At 32.7% G+C, this 16,436-nt stretch carries 14 protein-coding genes; 11 read left to right on the top strand and 3 right to left on the bottom strand.

Going from position 1 to position 16,436, the window contains the following annotated elements; all coding sequences use genetic code 11:
• The first annotated feature begins 7 nt into the window (after window positions 1-7).
• The gene (locus PMI10_RS10515; RefSeq protein WP_007807516.1) at window positions 8-1,399 is read left to right on the top strand and encodes a RagB/SusD family nutrient uptake outer membrane protein; all 1,392 of its coding nucleotides are present in this window, start codon (window positions 8-10) and stop codon (window positions 1,397-1,399) included.
• A 300-nt stretch (window positions 1,400-1,699) separates the two neighbouring features.
• Here the strand turns inward: PMI10_RS10515 and rocD are convergent, their stop codons facing one another.
• Entirely contained in the window at window positions 1,700-2,953 is a 1,254-nt protein-coding gene (rocD, locus tag PMI10_RS10520) for an ornithine--oxo-acid transaminase (RefSeq protein WP_007807518.1), read from the bottom strand.
• Window positions 2,954-3,153: 200 nt separating this feature from the next.
• On the opposite strand from rocD, the gene PMI10_RS10525 reads away from it, so the two are divergent.
• From PMI10_RS10525 to PMI10_RS10550, 6 genes are all read left to right on the top strand, one after another.
• The gene (locus tag PMI10_RS10525) at window positions 3,154-3,606 is read left to right on the top strand and encodes an Lrp/AsnC family transcriptional regulator (protein WP_007807520.1); all 453 of its coding nucleotides are present in this window, start codon (window positions 3,154-3,156) and stop codon (window positions 3,604-3,606) included.
• 34 nt (window positions 3,607-3,640) lie between these two features.
• Window positions 3,641-4,504 (top strand): cyanophycinase, encoded by an 864-nt coding sequence (locus PMI10_RS10530; RefSeq protein ID WP_007807521.1) that lies wholly within the window; start codon window positions 3,641-3,643, stop codon window positions 4,502-4,504.
• A 2-nt stretch (window positions 4,505-4,506) separates the two neighbouring features.
• Complete coding sequence (locus tag PMI10_RS10535) at window positions 4,507-6,708, top strand: penicillin acylase family protein (protein ID WP_007807523.1); 2,202 nt, start codon at window positions 4,507-4,509, stop codon at window positions 6,706-6,708.
• A gap of 102 nt (window positions 6,709-6,810) precedes the next feature.
• On the top strand, window positions 6,811-7,584 hold the full coding sequence (locus PMI10_RS10540) for a dienelactone hydrolase family protein (RefSeq protein WP_007807525.1): 774 nt from the start codon (window positions 6,811-6,813) through the stop codon (window positions 7,582-7,584).
• A 40-nt stretch (window positions 7,585-7,624) separates the two neighbouring features.
• Window positions 7,625-8,596 (top strand): DUF3667 domain-containing protein, encoded by a 972-nt coding sequence (locus tag PMI10_RS10545; protein ID WP_007807527.1) that lies wholly within the window; start codon window positions 7,625-7,627, stop codon window positions 8,594-8,596.
• Window positions 8,597-8,603: 7 nt separating this feature from the next.
• The gene (locus tag PMI10_RS10550; protein ID WP_007807529.1) at window positions 8,604-9,620 is read left to right on the top strand and encodes a M28 family peptidase; all 1,017 of its coding nucleotides are present in this window, start codon (window positions 8,604-8,606) and stop codon (window positions 9,618-9,620) included.
• A gap of 147 nt (window positions 9,621-9,767) precedes the next feature.
• Here PMI10_RS10550 and rho read toward each other — a convergent pair whose 3' ends face one another.
• The gene (rho, locus tag PMI10_RS10555) at window positions 9,768-11,561 is read right to left on the bottom strand and encodes a transcription termination factor Rho (protein ID WP_007807531.1); all 1,794 of its coding nucleotides are present in this window, start codon (window positions 11,559-11,561) and stop codon (window positions 9,768-9,770) included.
• Window positions 11,562-11,744: 183 nt separating this feature from the next.
• On the opposite strand from rho, the gene PMI10_RS10560 reads away from it, so the two are divergent.
• The 3 genes from PMI10_RS10560 (at window position 11,745) to PMI10_RS10570 (ending at window position 14,934) form a co-directional block, all read left to right on the top strand.
• Window positions 11,745-12,158: a DUF4293 domain-containing protein gene (locus PMI10_RS10560; protein ID WP_007807533.1), complete on the top strand. Its 414-nt coding sequence runs from the start codon at window positions 11,745-11,747 to the stop codon at window positions 12,156-12,158.
• A 153-nt stretch (window positions 12,159-12,311) separates the two neighbouring features.
• Complete coding sequence (locus tag PMI10_RS10565) at window positions 12,312-12,974, top strand: response regulator (RefSeq protein ID WP_007807534.1); 663 nt, start codon at window positions 12,312-12,314, stop codon at window positions 12,972-12,974.
• Between the two features lie 307 nt (window positions 12,975-13,281).
• A complete protein-coding gene (locus PMI10_RS10570) occupies window positions 13,282-14,934 on the top strand; it encodes a tetratricopeptide repeat-containing sensor histidine kinase (protein ID WP_162129563.1) in 1,653 nt (550 codons plus the stop codon).
• Window position 14,935: 1 nt separating this feature from the next.
• Here PMI10_RS10570 and PMI10_RS10575 read toward each other — a convergent pair whose 3' ends face one another.
• Window positions 14,936-15,433 carry a metallophosphoesterase family protein gene (locus tag PMI10_RS10575; RefSeq protein WP_035631708.1) on the bottom strand — a complete coding sequence of 166 codons (498 nt, stop codon included), beginning with the start codon at window positions 15,431-15,433 and terminating at the stop codon, window positions 14,936-14,938.
• 236 nt (window positions 15,434-15,669) lie between these two features.
• Between PMI10_RS10575 and truA the strand changes: the two genes are divergently transcribed.
• Entirely contained in the window at window positions 15,670-16,410 is a 741-nt protein-coding gene (gene truA / locus PMI10_RS10580) for a tRNA pseudouridine(38-40) synthase TruA (RefSeq protein WP_007807542.1), read from the top strand.
• Window positions 16,411-16,436 lie beyond the last annotated feature (26 nt).

Here is a 16,436-nt window from a genome sequence, read left to right on the forward strand (position 1 = left end):
ATCAAAAATGAAATCATATAAATACATCTTATTTATTCTTTTTACCACCTTACTGGTAAGTTGTGAAAAAGAATTAGAAATTGATCCAAAACAAAATCAGGATGCTGATGTTACTTTAAGTACTGAAACTGGTATAACAAATATCTTAAACGGGGCTTACGCTCTTGCCGCTGACGCTGATGTGTACGGTGGAAGGAGTTTAGTTGCCGGTGATTTAATGGCACAAACCGGACTAACAAGTACAACAGATTTTAGATGGAGAGGAACTTATGCAGACTTTAGACAAATGTATACCAAAACTATTGTTGTTGATAACGTTTTTGCGAGACAAATCTATGCCCGCAACTACGAAATCATCAATGCTGCAAATACAGTTATCGAAAATATTGACAAAGTAGCAGATCCTGATAAAAGAACAAGAATGGTAGCGGAGGCTAACTTTTTGAAAGGATTAGCTTATTTTGACCTGGTTCGATTTTTTGCATTGCCATACGAAGCCGGTAAACAAAACACACAGTTAGGTGTAATCATCAGACCAAATGCAATTTATGATTTTACTGCCGACTTATCTAAAGAAAGAAGCAGCGTTGAAGAAGTTTATACTTTAATTCTTCAATATCTAAATGATGCATATGATGGACTTCCTGAAGAAAACAGTTTCTATGCTGATAAATATGCTGCCAAAGCTTTATTGGCAAGAGTGTATTTACAGCAGCAAAATTATCCGGCAGCCCGTGATGCGGCAAACGAAGTAATTGAAAATAGCGGCAGAGCTCTGTCAACCACTTATGCAAATGCATTTAACCATGATGAAAATCAAATTGAAGATATTTTTGCGATTCAGATTACCAAACAAACAGGAGAAAATGAAATCGTTGTAATGTATGCCTCAGAAGGAAATGGCGGTCGTGGCGGTGATATTGAAATAAGAGGAACGTATTTGAATAAATTTACAGATCCTGATGATGCCAGAGCTAATTTTAATTACGTTAACGACGACAACGGAAGATTATTAACTTCAAAATATACCAATCAATATGGTAATGTAGGTATAATTCGTTTAGCTGAAATGTACTTAATAAGAGCAGAAACAAACTTTAGATTAAATACTGCAGTTGGAGATACAGCTTTAAACGATATTAATTTAATAAGAACCAGGGCTAATGCCGAAAACTTTACGGCATTAACTCTCGCTACTATTTTAAGAGAGCGTGAATTAGAACTGGCTATGGAAGGTTTCGCCATTCATGACTTAAAAAGAACAAAAGCATCAATTGATGTTAATGGTGATGGTTCAGAATTAATTCCTTACGATGATCCTGCATTAGTTTTTCCAATTCCTTTAAGAGAAATGGATACAAATAATAAAATCACCCAAAACCCTGGTTACGGTAGTTAATACCAAACTTTTTTAAACCAAAAAACCATTCGTTGAAACGAATGGTTTTTTTATGCTTTTAATCCATTGACTGTAGATTAAAACTCTTATTTGATATAAAACAAATAAATCAAAAAGTATAAATTTGAGTAAAACATCTTTCTTCATACTTTAAGAAATCACTGTCATCCTGGGTCCATTCGGCTTCGCTCAGGATAAACTTAGTCGAAGGCTTTTTACATGCAAAGGGCTTCGAGTCCGCTCAGCCTGACACCTGTTTTTAATTACACCCAACGAGTTATTCTTAATTCAAAAAGATTATTAATCTCTAAAATCATTAAGAGATTTCTCGATAATTTCAAGACACTCCTGAATTTGAGTTTCAGTCATTACCAATGGCGGTGCCAATCTGATTTTATTACCGTGAGTTGGTTTAGCCAACAATCCGTTATCTCTGAATTTCAAACAAATTTCCCAAGCCAGATCAGAATCTTCACTACAGTTAATTACTATTGCATTTAATAAACCTTTTCCACGAACCAAAGTAATTAAGTCATTACGCTCTGCAATTTCATTTAATCCTTTTCTAAGAATAATTCCTAAACGCTCAGCATTTTCAGCTAACTTTTCATCTCTGACAACTTCAAGCGCAGCAATTGCTACAGCTGCTGCAACAGGATTCCCTCCAAAAGTAGATCCGTGCTGTCCCGGTTTGATCACATTCATGATTTCGTTATTCGCCAAGACTGCAGAAACCGGATAAACTCCACCAGAAATAGCTTTTCCTAAAATTAAAATATCAGGTTGTACATTTTCATGATGAACGGCCAATAATTTTCCTGTGCGTGCAATTCCGGTCTGAACTTCATCCGCAATAAACAAAACATTATGTTTCTCACAAAGTGCTTTTGCTTTCGCCAAATAACCTTCAGAAGGAACATATACTCCTGCTTCACCCTGGATTGGTTCAACAAGAAAACCGGCAATATTTTTTGATGATTCTAAAGTTTTTTCAAGAGCTTCTAAATTATCATATTCAATTTTTATAAATCCATCTGTAAAAGGTCCAAAGTTTTTACGGGCATTTTCATCATTCGAGAAAGAAATAATCGTTGTGGTTCTTCCATGAAAATTATTCTCACAAACAATAATCTGTGCAAGGTCCTCATGAATTCCTTTTACTTCATAAGCCCATTTTCTACATAGTTTCAGAGCAGTTTCAACCGCTTCAGCACCAGTATTCATTGGTAATACTTTATCAAAACCAAAATAATTTGTTATAAATTCTTCGTAATTTCCTAATTTATCATTGTAAAAAGCACGAGAAGTCAAAGTCAGTTTTTGAGCCTGATCTGTCATCGCTTTTACAATTACAGGATGACAATGCCCTTGATTCACGGCAGAATAAGCCGATAAAAAGTCATAATATTTTTTTCCGTCTACATCCCATACATATACCCCTTCTCCTTTTTCCAAAACAACCGGAAGCGGATGGTAATTATGTGCCCCATATTTATTTTCTTTTTCAATCAAAACTTCCGATTTCGATGAAAGAATTTCCTGCTTATGTCCCATGATAATTTGTTTTTAATAAAACAAAAATATAAAAATTATTTATTCATTGCGATTAAATGATTATTTTTAACTTAAAATTACTTTTAAAAAATCAAAATAACTTATTTTAACACAAATATAAGTCATTTTAAAATTTCGCTTTTAATAAAGCAAATCAGACTTATTTTTATCTTTACATAAATTAAAAGAAAAGAGGCTGCATGGATATCCTGGATGAATTTGACATAAAAATTATAAAAGAATTAGAAAAAGACGGAAGAATTGCATATTCGACCATTGCAACTAATTTGAAAATTTCAAATACAATGGTGCATCAGCGCATTAACCGTTTATTTGAGCAAGGCATAATTACCGGCATCAAACCCATCTTAAACGAAAAGCAAATTGGCTATGATTGGGCTTCTTTTACCGGAATTACACTCAATAAAGATTCTGATTCTGATCGAATTATCGAAGCATTAAAAAAGATTCCCGAAATTACGGAATGTTATTATGTAACCGGATCGTTTACACTGTACCTAAAAATTACAGCAAAAAACCATGAACACATGCGTAAAATATTATATGAAAAAATCGACAACATTCCCGGGATCGCAAAAACAGATTCAATGATCGAATTAGGCTGCGCTTTTAAACGAAATATTAGCTTGTAATAAAAAGAGCCTTAATCAAACAAAATTACCATCTATGAAAAACCTTTTTCCTTTTAGATTTTCTTTGAATAAATTTATGGCTATTCTGCTCCTGTTTACCGGTAATTTTCTACAGGCACAAACATCAAAGGGAAAATTATTTATAATTGGAGGCGGTAACCGGTCTGATGATCTGATGAAACAATTATTAGGTATCGCAGAACTGGGCCCAAAAGATTATATAGTGGTATTGCCAATGTCAAGCGAAGAACCTGACAGCTCTTTTATCTTTTTTAAAACGCAAATGGTAAAACTAACATCAAATCCAATTATAATGCTGAATTTCAATAAAGAAACAGCACAAAACAAAACACTTACAGATTCTGTTCAAAAAGCAAAATTGATTTTTATAAGTGGCGGGGACCAAACCCGTTTTATGAAAATTGTCCAAAATACACCAATAAAAACAGCTATACAAAAAGCTTACGAAAATGGGAGCACAATTTCCGGAACAAGTGCCGGAGCAGCTGTAATGTCTGAAAAAATGATTACCGGAAATCAAAAATTAGAAAAAGAATATTCCGGAACTTTTGATAATATCAGATATGATAATTTAGAAACTGCAGAAGGTTTAGGTTTACTGAAAACGGCTGTAATTGACCAGCATTTTTTGAAGAGAAACCGTTACAATCGTTTACTTTCAGGTTTGGTTGAATTTCCTGATTTAACCGGAATTGGAATTGACGAAGCGACTGCAATTATTGTACGGAATAATCAGGTTGAAGTTGCCGGAGAAAGTGAAGTTATTGTAGTCCGAAAACCAAAAGGAATTTTGAAATCTAAAAAAGGCAATCTGATTTCGATTGAAAAACTGGAAATGAGTATTTACAACGCCGGACAAAAATTTAATATTAAATAATAATGTTTAATTATTCTGAAATCTTAAAAATAACCTTTACTATTTTTTGCATTAGTTTTCAGCTTACAGCGCAAAAAATCAATCCAAAAGAAGTTTTACGTCTTGAAAAAGCTGCACAGCAGGTAAACATAATTCGGGACAATTGGGGAATTCCGCATATTTACGGAAAAACGGATGCAGATGCCGTTTTTGGTCTGCTGTATGCGCAATGTGAAGATGATTTTAAACGGATTGAAATGAATTATATCGAAAAACTGGGCCGTCTTTCAGAAATTAAAGGACAATCAGTTTTGTACAACGATTTGGAAATTCGCTTATTAATTGATGCTGAAGAAGCAAAATCAGACTACAAAAAAGCACCGCTTTGGCTTAAAAAACTATTAAACAGCTATGCTGATGCGATTAATTTTTATTTATACAAACATCCTGAAATTAAACCCGCGCTTTTAACTCATTTTGAACCCTGGTTTCCGCTTTTATGGACCGACGGAAGTATTGGTGCCATCAGCACTGCAGATCTTTCTACAGGAGAGCTCAAAACTTTTTATTCCGGTAACAATGATAAAGTAGCTTACACAGAAAGAGAAAAAAATGTGCAGACCGGTTCAAATGGATTTGCTTTTGCCCCATCAAAAACCGCTGACGGAAATTCGATTTTATATATTAATCCGCATACAACTTTCTATTTCAGGCCCGAAGTTCAGGTTACAAGCGAGGAAGGTCTGAATGCTTACGGAGCCGTTACCTGGGGACAATTTTTTATTTATCAGGGATTCAATGAAAATTGTGGCTGGATGCATACTTCCTCAAATGTTGATGTTGCCGATATGTATGCAGAAAAAATCAGCAATAAAAAAGGAAAATTATTCTATGAATTCGATAACAAACTTCTACCGGTAATCGAAAAAGAAATCACAATAAACTATACGGAGAACGGAAAATTAATTCTAAAAAAATTCAAAACTTATTTTACCAACAACGGTCCGATTATGGCCAAACGTGACGGAAAATGGATTAGTCTAAAATCGATGAACCGCTCGATGAATAGTTTGATTCAGAGTTGGGTAAGAACAAAATCAAAGAGTTTTGATGATTATAAAAAAGCAATGGATTTGAAAGCCAATACTTCAAACAATACGGTTTATGGTGATAACAAAGGTAATATTGCGTACTGGCATGGTAATTTTATTCCGATAAGGGATAAAACTTTCAATTGGTCAAAAGTTGTTGACGGATCAATATCTTCAACTCAATGGAAGGGTTTGCATGAAGTTGATGAAACTGTTCATCTATACAATCCTGTAAATGGCTGGCTTCAGAATTGCAATTCAACTCCTTACAGCGTTGCAGGCGAAAACAGCCCGAAAGAGGAAAATTACATTCCTTACATGGCACCGGACGGAGAAAATTTCAGAGGTATAAATGCCGTTCGAATTTTCAGCAAAGATGAAAAATATACTTTAGACAAAGTAATTGCTGACGGCTATGATTCTAAATTATCCATTTTTGAAATTCTGATTCCGGGTTTAATTTCTATTTTTGAAAAAAATATAAAACCCACAGATCCTGAATATACTGATTTGATTGAGCCTGTTACACTTTTAAAAAATTGGGATTATTATGCTAAAGAAAATTCAGTTGCTACTACATTAGCCGTTGAATGGGCTTATAAACTAGATCCGATTATTCAAAAAACATATATTGATGAAGGCGAACTTGATCAGGTAGAAAACACAAAACTTTTCGCTAAAAATGCAACGCCAAATCAAGTTATTCCACAATTGCAGACAGTCATAAAAGAATTAAAATCAAAATGGGGAACCTGGCAGGTAGCCTGGGGTGATGTAAATCGTTTTCAGCGTTCGAGTGGTGATATTGATTTAAAATACGATGATAATAAAACCAGTTTACCAATCGGTTTTGGTCCGGGTTCATGGGGAAGTCTTCCGTCTTTTAAAAGCAATTATCAAAATAATTCTAAAAAACGTTATGGCTATAATGGCAATAGTTTTGTCTGTGCCGTTGAGTTTGGTCCAAGAATCAAAGCTAAGTCATTATTAGCCGGAGGAAATAGCGGTAACGTAAATTCGAAACACTTTTATGATCAGGCTGAAATTTATCAAAAAGGCCAATTTAAAGATGTTTTATTTTACAAAGAAGATGTCATAAAAAATGCCGAACGAACTTATCATCCCGGCGAATAATTTATTAACCTATAACATCCAAAATTTAAACCTCAGAAGAAATATCTTTTGAGGTTTTTTTGTAACATAATATTTCTGATATTTGTGTAAAATCGTCAAATTATGAAAAAATCAACATTCTTATTTTTAGCTATCATCTTATTTTACAGCAACATGAATGCACAATTAAAACCCGTAAAATACAATGATGGAAATCAGATTTTAAATGGACTATCGATAAAAGCTTCCAAAAAAAGCAATCACAATCCCGGGATTTTAATGCTTCCTGCCTGGAAAGGAATCGATAATGCTTCTAAAGAAATTGCCCAGAATTTATCAAAATTGGGCTATACCGTTTTCATAGCTGATATATATGGTGAAGGAAATTATCCAAAAGACAATGCAGAAGCAGGAAAACAAGCAGGTTTCTATAAAAAAAATTATGAAGCTTATCAGAAACGAATCAATTTAGCCCTGCAGGAATTAATTAAATCAGGTGCAAATGCTGATAATATTGTTGCTATAGGATATTGTTTTGGAGGAACGGGAGTTTTAGAAGCTGCACGCGGACATTTGAATGTGAAAGGAGTAGTTTCTTTTCATGGAGGTTTAGGCAAAGATGCTTCACGTTCAACTGAACCTATTACAGCTAAAGTTTTAATTTGTCACGGAGCTGATGATCCAAATGTAAAAGCTGAAGAAATTACTGCTTTTCAGCAGGAAATGAGAGATACTAAAGCAGATTGGCAAATGATTTATTATGCAAATGCCGTACATTCTTTTACTAACCCTGAAGCAGGAAATGACAACTCAAAAGGAGCTGCTTATAATCCGGTAGCTGCAAAAAGATCATTCGAACACCTACAGCTTTTTCTGAGTGAAGTATTAAAAAAATAAAATCTAAAACAAACTAAACCAAAATCAACCAAAATTACAGATGTCAAAAAGTACGATTAGAAAAGATAAAACGTGCCTGAATTGCCGGCATGTTGTTGATCAAAAATTTTGCCCAAATTGTGGGCAGGAAAACACAGACACCCGGAAAACGTTTCATCATTTATTTATTCATTTCTTTGAAGATTTGACGCATTACGAAAATGCCTTCTGGAAAACCATTCGAAATCTGCTTTTTAGGCCTGCTGCACTAACCAAAGAATATCTTTCAGGAAAAAGATTATCTTACCTTGCTCCTGTTCGCCTTTATATTTTTATAAGTTTTGTTACTTTTCTTTTAATTACTTTGTTCCCTGATAAAGTAAATGAAAACCTCGATAAGGCCGATAAAAAAATTTCTTCTAAATTCGAAAAAAAAGATAAAAAGGTACATAAAGCTTTTAACCCCAATAAGCATTTTGAATTGACTCCGATGAAAGAAATCGACTCGATTCAGAAATATGGCAAGGAAGAGGACAAATTTTCAGGATTTGAATATTGGTTTTACGAAAAGGCTGTACATGTTACCGAGCATAATACTCAAAAAGAAATTATAGTAAAATTCATTGAATCCTTTATTCATAATATTCCCAAAATACTTTTCATCATAATGCCTTTCTTTGCCTTCTTTTTATGGATTTTTCATAACAAAAAGAAATGGTATTATTTTGATCACGGAATTTTTACGCTCCATTATTTTTCATTTTTACTTTTAATATTTCTCATCTTATTCATTACCAACAAAGTAATTGGATTATTTGGAGAAGACAGTCCAATTGCATTTATTGCAGACTTATCTACTTTTGTTGGAATGATTTGGATGTTCTATTATTTTTATCCTGCGCATCACCGTTTTTATGGAGAGACCAGATTTGTTTCATTTGTTAAAAGTGTAATATTGTTCTTTATAAACTCCTTTTTTATTCTATTTTTACTTATACTTTATGTTCTGTACATATTCATCAATTTACACTAATTAAAGAATGAAAAAAATTATTATTCTATTACTAATTGTTTCTGCATTTTCATGTAAAAACACACAGTCGGCTGCTTCAAAAGATAATTCAGATCCAACTAAATACATGAAGATCATTACTGCTGAAGATTTAAAAACGATGCTTTATGTTGTTGCTTCAGATGAAATGGAAGGTCGGGAAACTGGCTCAAAAGGACAGAAAAAAGCAGGACTTTATATGATTGAACAATACAAAAAAAATGATGTTGCATTTCCTAAAGGAGCAACAGATTATTACCAACATATTCCTGCAGCTTTTTTAAATGCAAGACGCAATGAAAACCTTCCTGATTCAGAAAATATCTGGGCTTATATTGAAGGTTCGGAAAAACCGGATGAAGTTTTGGTAATCTCTGCACATTATGATCACGTAGGAATAAAAAATGGAGAAGTTTATAACGGAGCTGACGATGATGGTTCTGGAACAGTAGCTGTATTAGAAATAGCAAAAGCATTCGCAAAAGCAAAAAAAGACGGACACGGGCCTAAACGCTCTATCCTGTTTCTGCATGTTACCGGTGAAGAGCATGGCTTACACGGATCCCGTTATTATTCTGAAAATCCATTATTTCCAATTGCAAATACAATCACTGATATCAATATCGACATGATTGGCCGTCGTGATGTTGAACATGCTAAAACAAACAATTATGTTTATGTAATTGGAGCTAACCGATTATCGACTGATTTACATAATGCAGTTGTCGCACAAAACGAAAAATATACCAAATTAGATTTAGATTTTAAATTTAATGATCCCAAAGATCCGAATCATTTTTACGAGCGTTCTGATCATTATAACTTCGCAAAAAATGGTATTCCAGCTGTTTTCTTTTTTAATGGTGTTCACGAAGATTACCACGGAAAGGGTGATGAACCTCAAAAAATTGAATATGATGCTTTAACAAAAAGAGCGCAGCTTGCTTTTGTTGTTGCCTGGGATTTGGCAAACAGAGAGAACAGACCTGTGGTTGATAAAAAATAGAGACTCTAAGTTGCTAAGATTCTAAGCTACTAAGTTTAAAAAAAGTAAAAAGGGATGAGTTAAAAAACTATCCCTTTTATATTTATAGTAAACAATCTCAAAAATAAGATCCTTATACTTAGTGTCTCAGCGACTTAGAACCTTCCTTTAGTCATTCATAGAAATCAAAAACTCTTCGTTATTTCTGGTTTTTTTGAAACGATCATTTACAAAATCCATTGATTCTACCGGATTCATATCTGATAAATATTTACGCATAATCCACATTCTTTGTAACGTTTTCTCATCCAGTAATAAATCATCACGACGTGTACTTGATGACGTAAGATCGATTGCAGGGAAAATACGTTTGTTTGCAATTTTACGATCCAATTGTAACTCCATATTACCGGTACCTTTAAACTCTTCAAAGATAACTTCGTCCATTTTAGAACCTGTTTCTGTCAATGCCGTTGCGATGATACTTAATGAACCTCCATTTTCTACATTTCTTGCAGCTCCAAAGAAACGTTTTGGTTTTTGTAATGCATTCGCATCAACACCTCCACTTAAAACTTTACCGGAAGCAGGCTGAACCGTATTGTAAGCTCTTGCCAAACGTGTAATGGAGTCTAATAAGATAACAACATCGTGTCCGCACTCTACTAAACGTTTTGCTTTTTCAAGTACAATATTGGCAATTTTTACGTGTTCTTGCGGCTCTCTGTCAAATGTCGAAGCAATAACTTCTCCTCTTACACTACGCTGCATATCTGTAACCTCTTCTGGACGTTCATCAATCAAAAGAACAATTAAATAAACTTCAGGATGGTTGGCTGCTATAGCATTGGCAATGTCTTTTAGCAACATTGTTTTACCCGTTTTAGGCTGAGCGACAATCATACCACGCTGGCCTTTCCCTATCGGAGAAAATAAATCGATAATACGTGTTGAAACTGAACTGCCTTTTTCGGCTAATTTGAATTTTTCAGAAGGAAAAACCGGTGTTAAATGTTCGAAAGAAACTCTGTCACGAACTACTTGCGGATCGTGACCATTAATTTTCAATACACGAACCAAAGGGAAAAATTTCTCGCCTTCTTTAGGAGGACGAACTACTCCTTTTACAGTGTCTCCTGTTTTTAAACCAAATAATCTGATTTGTGAAGTAGATAAATAAATATCATCCGGAGAAGCTAAATAATTATAATCTGATGAACGTAAGAATCCGTATCCGTCAGGCATCATTTCAAGAACACCTTCACTTTCAATAATTCCGTCAAACTCAAAGTCTGAATCCCTGAAATTATTTTTTTTATTTTTATGGTTTGGATTTTGGTTTCCGTTATTTCCATTCCCGTTTTGATTTGGATTCTGATTCGGGTTTTGGTTTGGATTCGGGTTTTTATTTTGATTCGGATTTATCTTTTTTACCGGAGCAGCTTGCTCAGTTTTTTCAGCTATTGGCGCAGGAGGAGTTACAGTTTCAATTTCAGTTTCCCCAACTTGTTCAGAAGTTATTTCTTTTTCAGCTTCTTTTTCTTTTTGTATAGCGACTTTTTTCTCGTAAGCTGACTTATTAAATTTTACAATTTTTGGTCCTTTCTTCTCTGACAACTTATTCTCAGAGATTTCTGTAACTTCCTGCACTTCCTTTGAAGCGGCCGGAATTTCATATTTTTCAGGAGCTTCCTCTACTTTATCAAATTCTAAAACAGGTGCATTTTTGCTAATGGCAGCTTTTTTTACAGGAACAATCCTCGCTCTTTTAGGTTTGTCATCAACTATTTCCGCATCGGCTACAGCACTAACTGGCGGTGCTACAGTCGATTCTTGATGTGCTAAAATCTGACTAATTAAAGTCTCTTTTTTAACGCCATTAAACTTTATAGTTTTAGCTAACTTAGCTATTTCTTGAAGCTCAGAAAGCTTCATTTCTTTTAATGCAGAAATATCAAACATGAATGTTCTATGAATTTAATTATTTTAACGGAAATATTGTAAAAAGAATAGGTAGATTATTATTTTGAATTGACCGCAGTATGAAGTGCTTACGGTATTATGATGCAATAATACGAATAAAATTTTATCATACAATAGTATTTATAAAAAAGAAAATATATTTTTGTAAAACAAATTCAGATCATGATACAGCGAATTCAAACTATATATTTACTCCTTACCTTTTTAATTACAGGTGTTTTATTATTTTTTATTCCACTTTGGACATTAAATACAGGTAAAGCATTTTATTTTATGCAGGACCAGGTTTACACCGTTTTATTAGGTTTAAGTACAATGCTAACTGTTATCAGTATTATTTCATACAAAAAAAGACAAAATCAGTTTGTCATGGGCAGACTGAACATCATATTAAATTTAATTTTATTAGGATTATTTGTATATCGGTCACTAAATTTATCTGGAGAAGCAGTTACTGTTTCTGAGAAAGGTATTGGGATGTTTCTTCCTATTGTTGCTATCGTATTATTAGTTTTAGCTAATAAGGCCATCAAAAAGGACGAAGATCTTGTAAAATCTGTAGATCGTTTGAGATAAACCTATAAACTTAATTTATTGCGCGAAGGAAACCCGGATATTATATTCGGGTTTTTTTGTGAAAATTTCACTATATTTACCACTAAACATATAAAAATCAACATTTAATAGGCAGATTTTTATAAATTTGTTTAAAGTTATTTTAATTTATTTATGACACATAAAATACGAATACACCTCGCCGATGACCATTTAGTACTCATTGATGGATTAACAAATTTATTAAGTACTGTTTCTGAATTCGAAATTGTAGGCTCATCCAATAATGGTCTGAATATTTTTGATGAAGTAACTGCTAATAATGCCCATATATTAGTACTAGACCTTAGTATGCCTGAAAAAGACGGAATTGAAGTCTTAAAAGAATTCAATCAAAAAGGATATCCTTGCAAAGTTATTATTTTATCCAGCTATGATGATTTAAAAATCATCAGAGAAGTAATGAATTTAGGCGCCAGTGGATATCTGACGAAAAAATGTGCCGGAGAAAACATAATTGAAGCTATTGAAGTTGTTAATCAGGGAGAAGAATATTTTTGCAACTCGGTTAGAGAGAAAATTTTTAACACATTTGCAGAAAATAATCCTAAATCAAATAAAACTATTATTCCTGAAAACTCCATATTAACTTGCCGTGAATTAGAAATTGTTACCTTAATTTCACTTGAATACAGCGGGAAAGAAATCAGTGAGCAATTATTCATCAGTACCAATACGGTAGAAACTCACCGTAAAAATATTATGAAAAAATTGCAAACAAAAAACACTATTGGTTTGGTTAAATATGCTATAAAAAACAATTTAATAAAATCTTAAAAGATCTTTTTTCACTACTTATTTACAATTTACCACACTATTTTCATCGATTTACAGCAGAACCTATTCAAAGATAAAATTCCTTTTTACAATATTTAACAAAATTAACCGTTAAATTCCTATTATTACACCTTAAAAAAAGCATAGCTAATAATTTATAATTTAAAACTAAAACAATTTTATAAAAAAAATCAACATAACATAAAAAAGACTTATGTATTTGATTTTAAAAATATTAAACTGTAATTTTACCCGCTAATTTTTCTATATGTCCGTTTTTCGCCACTTAATGACTTTTACATTTTTAATGCTGCTATTTTGCATTCCGGTCAATGGCCAAAAAAAAAATCTTAATGAAAAAGAGCTGTTAAAACTTTATAAAGAATCTACTGCAAACTATAAAAATGGCAAATATGAGGAGTCTTTGATACAGGCAAGACTACTTTTAAATTATTCCATCCTCTCTCAGAATGATTATCAAATTTCAAAAGCCTACAATATTATTGCAGCTAATTTTGATGAATTATTAGAACCTGAAAAAGCTTTATATTACTACAAAAAGAGTTTAATATATGCTGAAAATTCTAACAATCTGGAACTTCAAAACTGGATTTACAACAATATCGGTAATATCTATTGTTTTGATAAAAAGCGATACGAAAAAGGAATTTCGTATTATATAAAGTCATTATATTTCAGCAGAGCTACAAAAGATTCATCGCAAATTTTTTTTACTAAACTTAATATTGCATGGGCATATTTTGATATTGGAGGTTTCTCTGATGGTTATCCCTATTTAAAATTCATCAATAAACACAACAAAAAGTATGGTCTTGAATCTACTTCTGCTATTACCTATATGCTTAATGGAATGTATAATGGACATAAAAAAGACTATCAAAAAGCGGATTACAACTTTAAAAAAGCAATTGAAAGTGCCATAAAATATGAAGAAAAAGAAGATTTATCATTTGCGCATCAGGAATATTCAAAATTTTTATCCAAAAACGGTAATTATAAAGAAGCTTACAAAAACTTAAATAAATATAATCAATTAAAAGAAGAGATTACTCTTGAAGATAAAGCAATAAAAGCGAAAGTGGCAGGAATTAATCTTGACATTGATGAATACAAACGTGAAATTGACAGAATAGGAATCCTAAATAAAAACAAGGAAAAATTATTTCATTCTGAAAAACTCCGCAACCAAAAAATGCTAAGCATCATTATGTCCTTATTTGCTATTAGTACAATCTTATTCTACTTCTTCTATCAAAACACAAAACTTAAACAAAAAAATAAAATTAAAAATATTGAGAATAAAATTCATCAAAATATAATCAATGCCAGCATTGATGGCCAGGAAAATGAAAGAAAAAAAATCGCCTTGTTTTTGCATGATACCATCAGCGCTTCCTTATCATCAGCAGGAATGCATTTAAATGTTTTTTTATCCCAATACAGCAGCCTCCCCGATGAAATTATAAAAACAAAATTTATTTTAGATGAAACCCATGATAAAGTAAGAGACCTTTCTCACGATCTTCTTCCTACTTTACTGGTGCGTTTTGGATTATTATATGCCTTGGATGATTTATGTGAAAAATATTCAAATTCAACATTACATTTTGAATACATGAACACAATTCCAATTAAAAAAAGATATACAGAAAAATTCGAAACCCGAATCTACTTTATCATTTCAGAGCTTTTAAATAATATTATCAAGCACAGTTTAGCTGATAGGGCAGAAGTTTCATTAACAGAAAACAATAATGAGTTAATTGTTGAAATTAATGATAATGGAAAAGGGTTCGATATCAATAAATTTAATTTTGTGGAAGGATTTGGACTCAACCAGATTAAAGCAAGGATAAATTATATGAATGGCAGTTTTAATGTAAAGTCAAAAATAAATCATGGTACCTCAATAAAAATAATTGTCCCTCTAAATAGTTAAGTTAAACCCGTTTTTCTATCTCTATAATTTCAAGGTCTTTTATTTTATCATCATCAATTACAAAACGTAGCATCGTCCGCATTTGATGAAATCCACTTTTGCCTGCTGCTCCCGGATTCATATGCAATAAATTATTCTTTTTATCAAACATCACTTTCAAAATATGTGAATGTCCGCAAATGAATAATTTTGGAGGGTTTAAAGCCATTTCTTCTCTTATATTTGGATTGTATTTTCCCGGATAACCGCCAATATGTGTAATCCAAACAGAAACATTTTCGCATAAAAACCGATTGTGCAGCGGAAACTCCAATCTCGCTTTTGCATCATCAATATTTCCATAAACACAGCGCAAAGGTTTTAACTTTTTTATGGTATCAGTTACGTTTAAATCTCCAATATCACCGGCATGCCAAACTTCATCGGCCTGCGCCACATATTTCAAAATAACATCGTCAATATGGCTGTGAGTATCGGAAAGAAGGAGGATTTTTTTCAATTTCTTTTGAGTTGCAAAGGTTCTGATACAAAGGTACAAAGGTTTTTTTGAAAAATCCGAAAGGTCCGGAGGTCAAAGATTCAAAGTTCAGTTTGAATTCCCCATAGTTTTTTTGAAATCAGGATTTAACCTATTAGGAAATCTTTGAATCTTTGTGACTTTACAGCTTTGAACCTTAAAGAAAACCTTTGTACCTTTGCTCCTTAATATTACTTTGAACCTTACCAAAAATACCCTTGAGATATTTTATTCGATTCGCATATAACGGAACTCATTATCACGGCTGGCAAGTTCAGCCCAACGCCTCTTCTGTTCAGGAAACTTTAAACAAAGCTCTTTCGGTTTTGTTAAATTTCCCAATAAATGTTATGGGAGCAGGACGAACGGATACAGGTGTTCATGCAAAGGAAATGTATGCTCATTTTGATTTTGAAACTTCTGTAAATGTTCCGAATTTGGTTCATAAACTCAATTCATACTTACCAAAAGACATTGCTATTTTTGATATTATTCCGGTTCATGATGATGCACACTGCCGATTTGATGCTAGTAAAAGAACGTACGAATATCATATCAATACTGCTAAAAATCCATTTTTAGAGGAATTGAGTTGGTATTTTAGTCAAAAATTAGATGTAGATTTGATGAATGAAGCCGCAAAAATATTACTGAATCATACCGATTTTCAATGTTTTTCGAAAGTTAATACTGATGTGAACACATTTGATTGCACGGTTTTTGAGGCGTATTGGAAGAATGAAAATAACAAACTGATATTTACAATTTCGGCAAATCGTTTTTTGAGAAATATGGTTCGGGCAATTGTCGGTACTCTGGTTAATATTGGTTTACACAAAATTTCATTATCCGATTTTGAAAACATTATCGCAAGCAAAAGCAGAGAAAAAGCCGGGTTTTCAGTTCCTGCACACGGATTATATTTAACTGAAATTAATTACGATTATATAAAGCTCTAAGCAATAAGCCTTACGCTTTAAGCTTA

Source organism: Flavobacterium sp. CF136 (assembly GCF_000282055.1).
In the GTDB taxonomy this organism is placed as follows: Bacteria; Bacteroidota; Bacteroidia; order Flavobacteriales; family Flavobacteriaceae; genus Flavobacterium.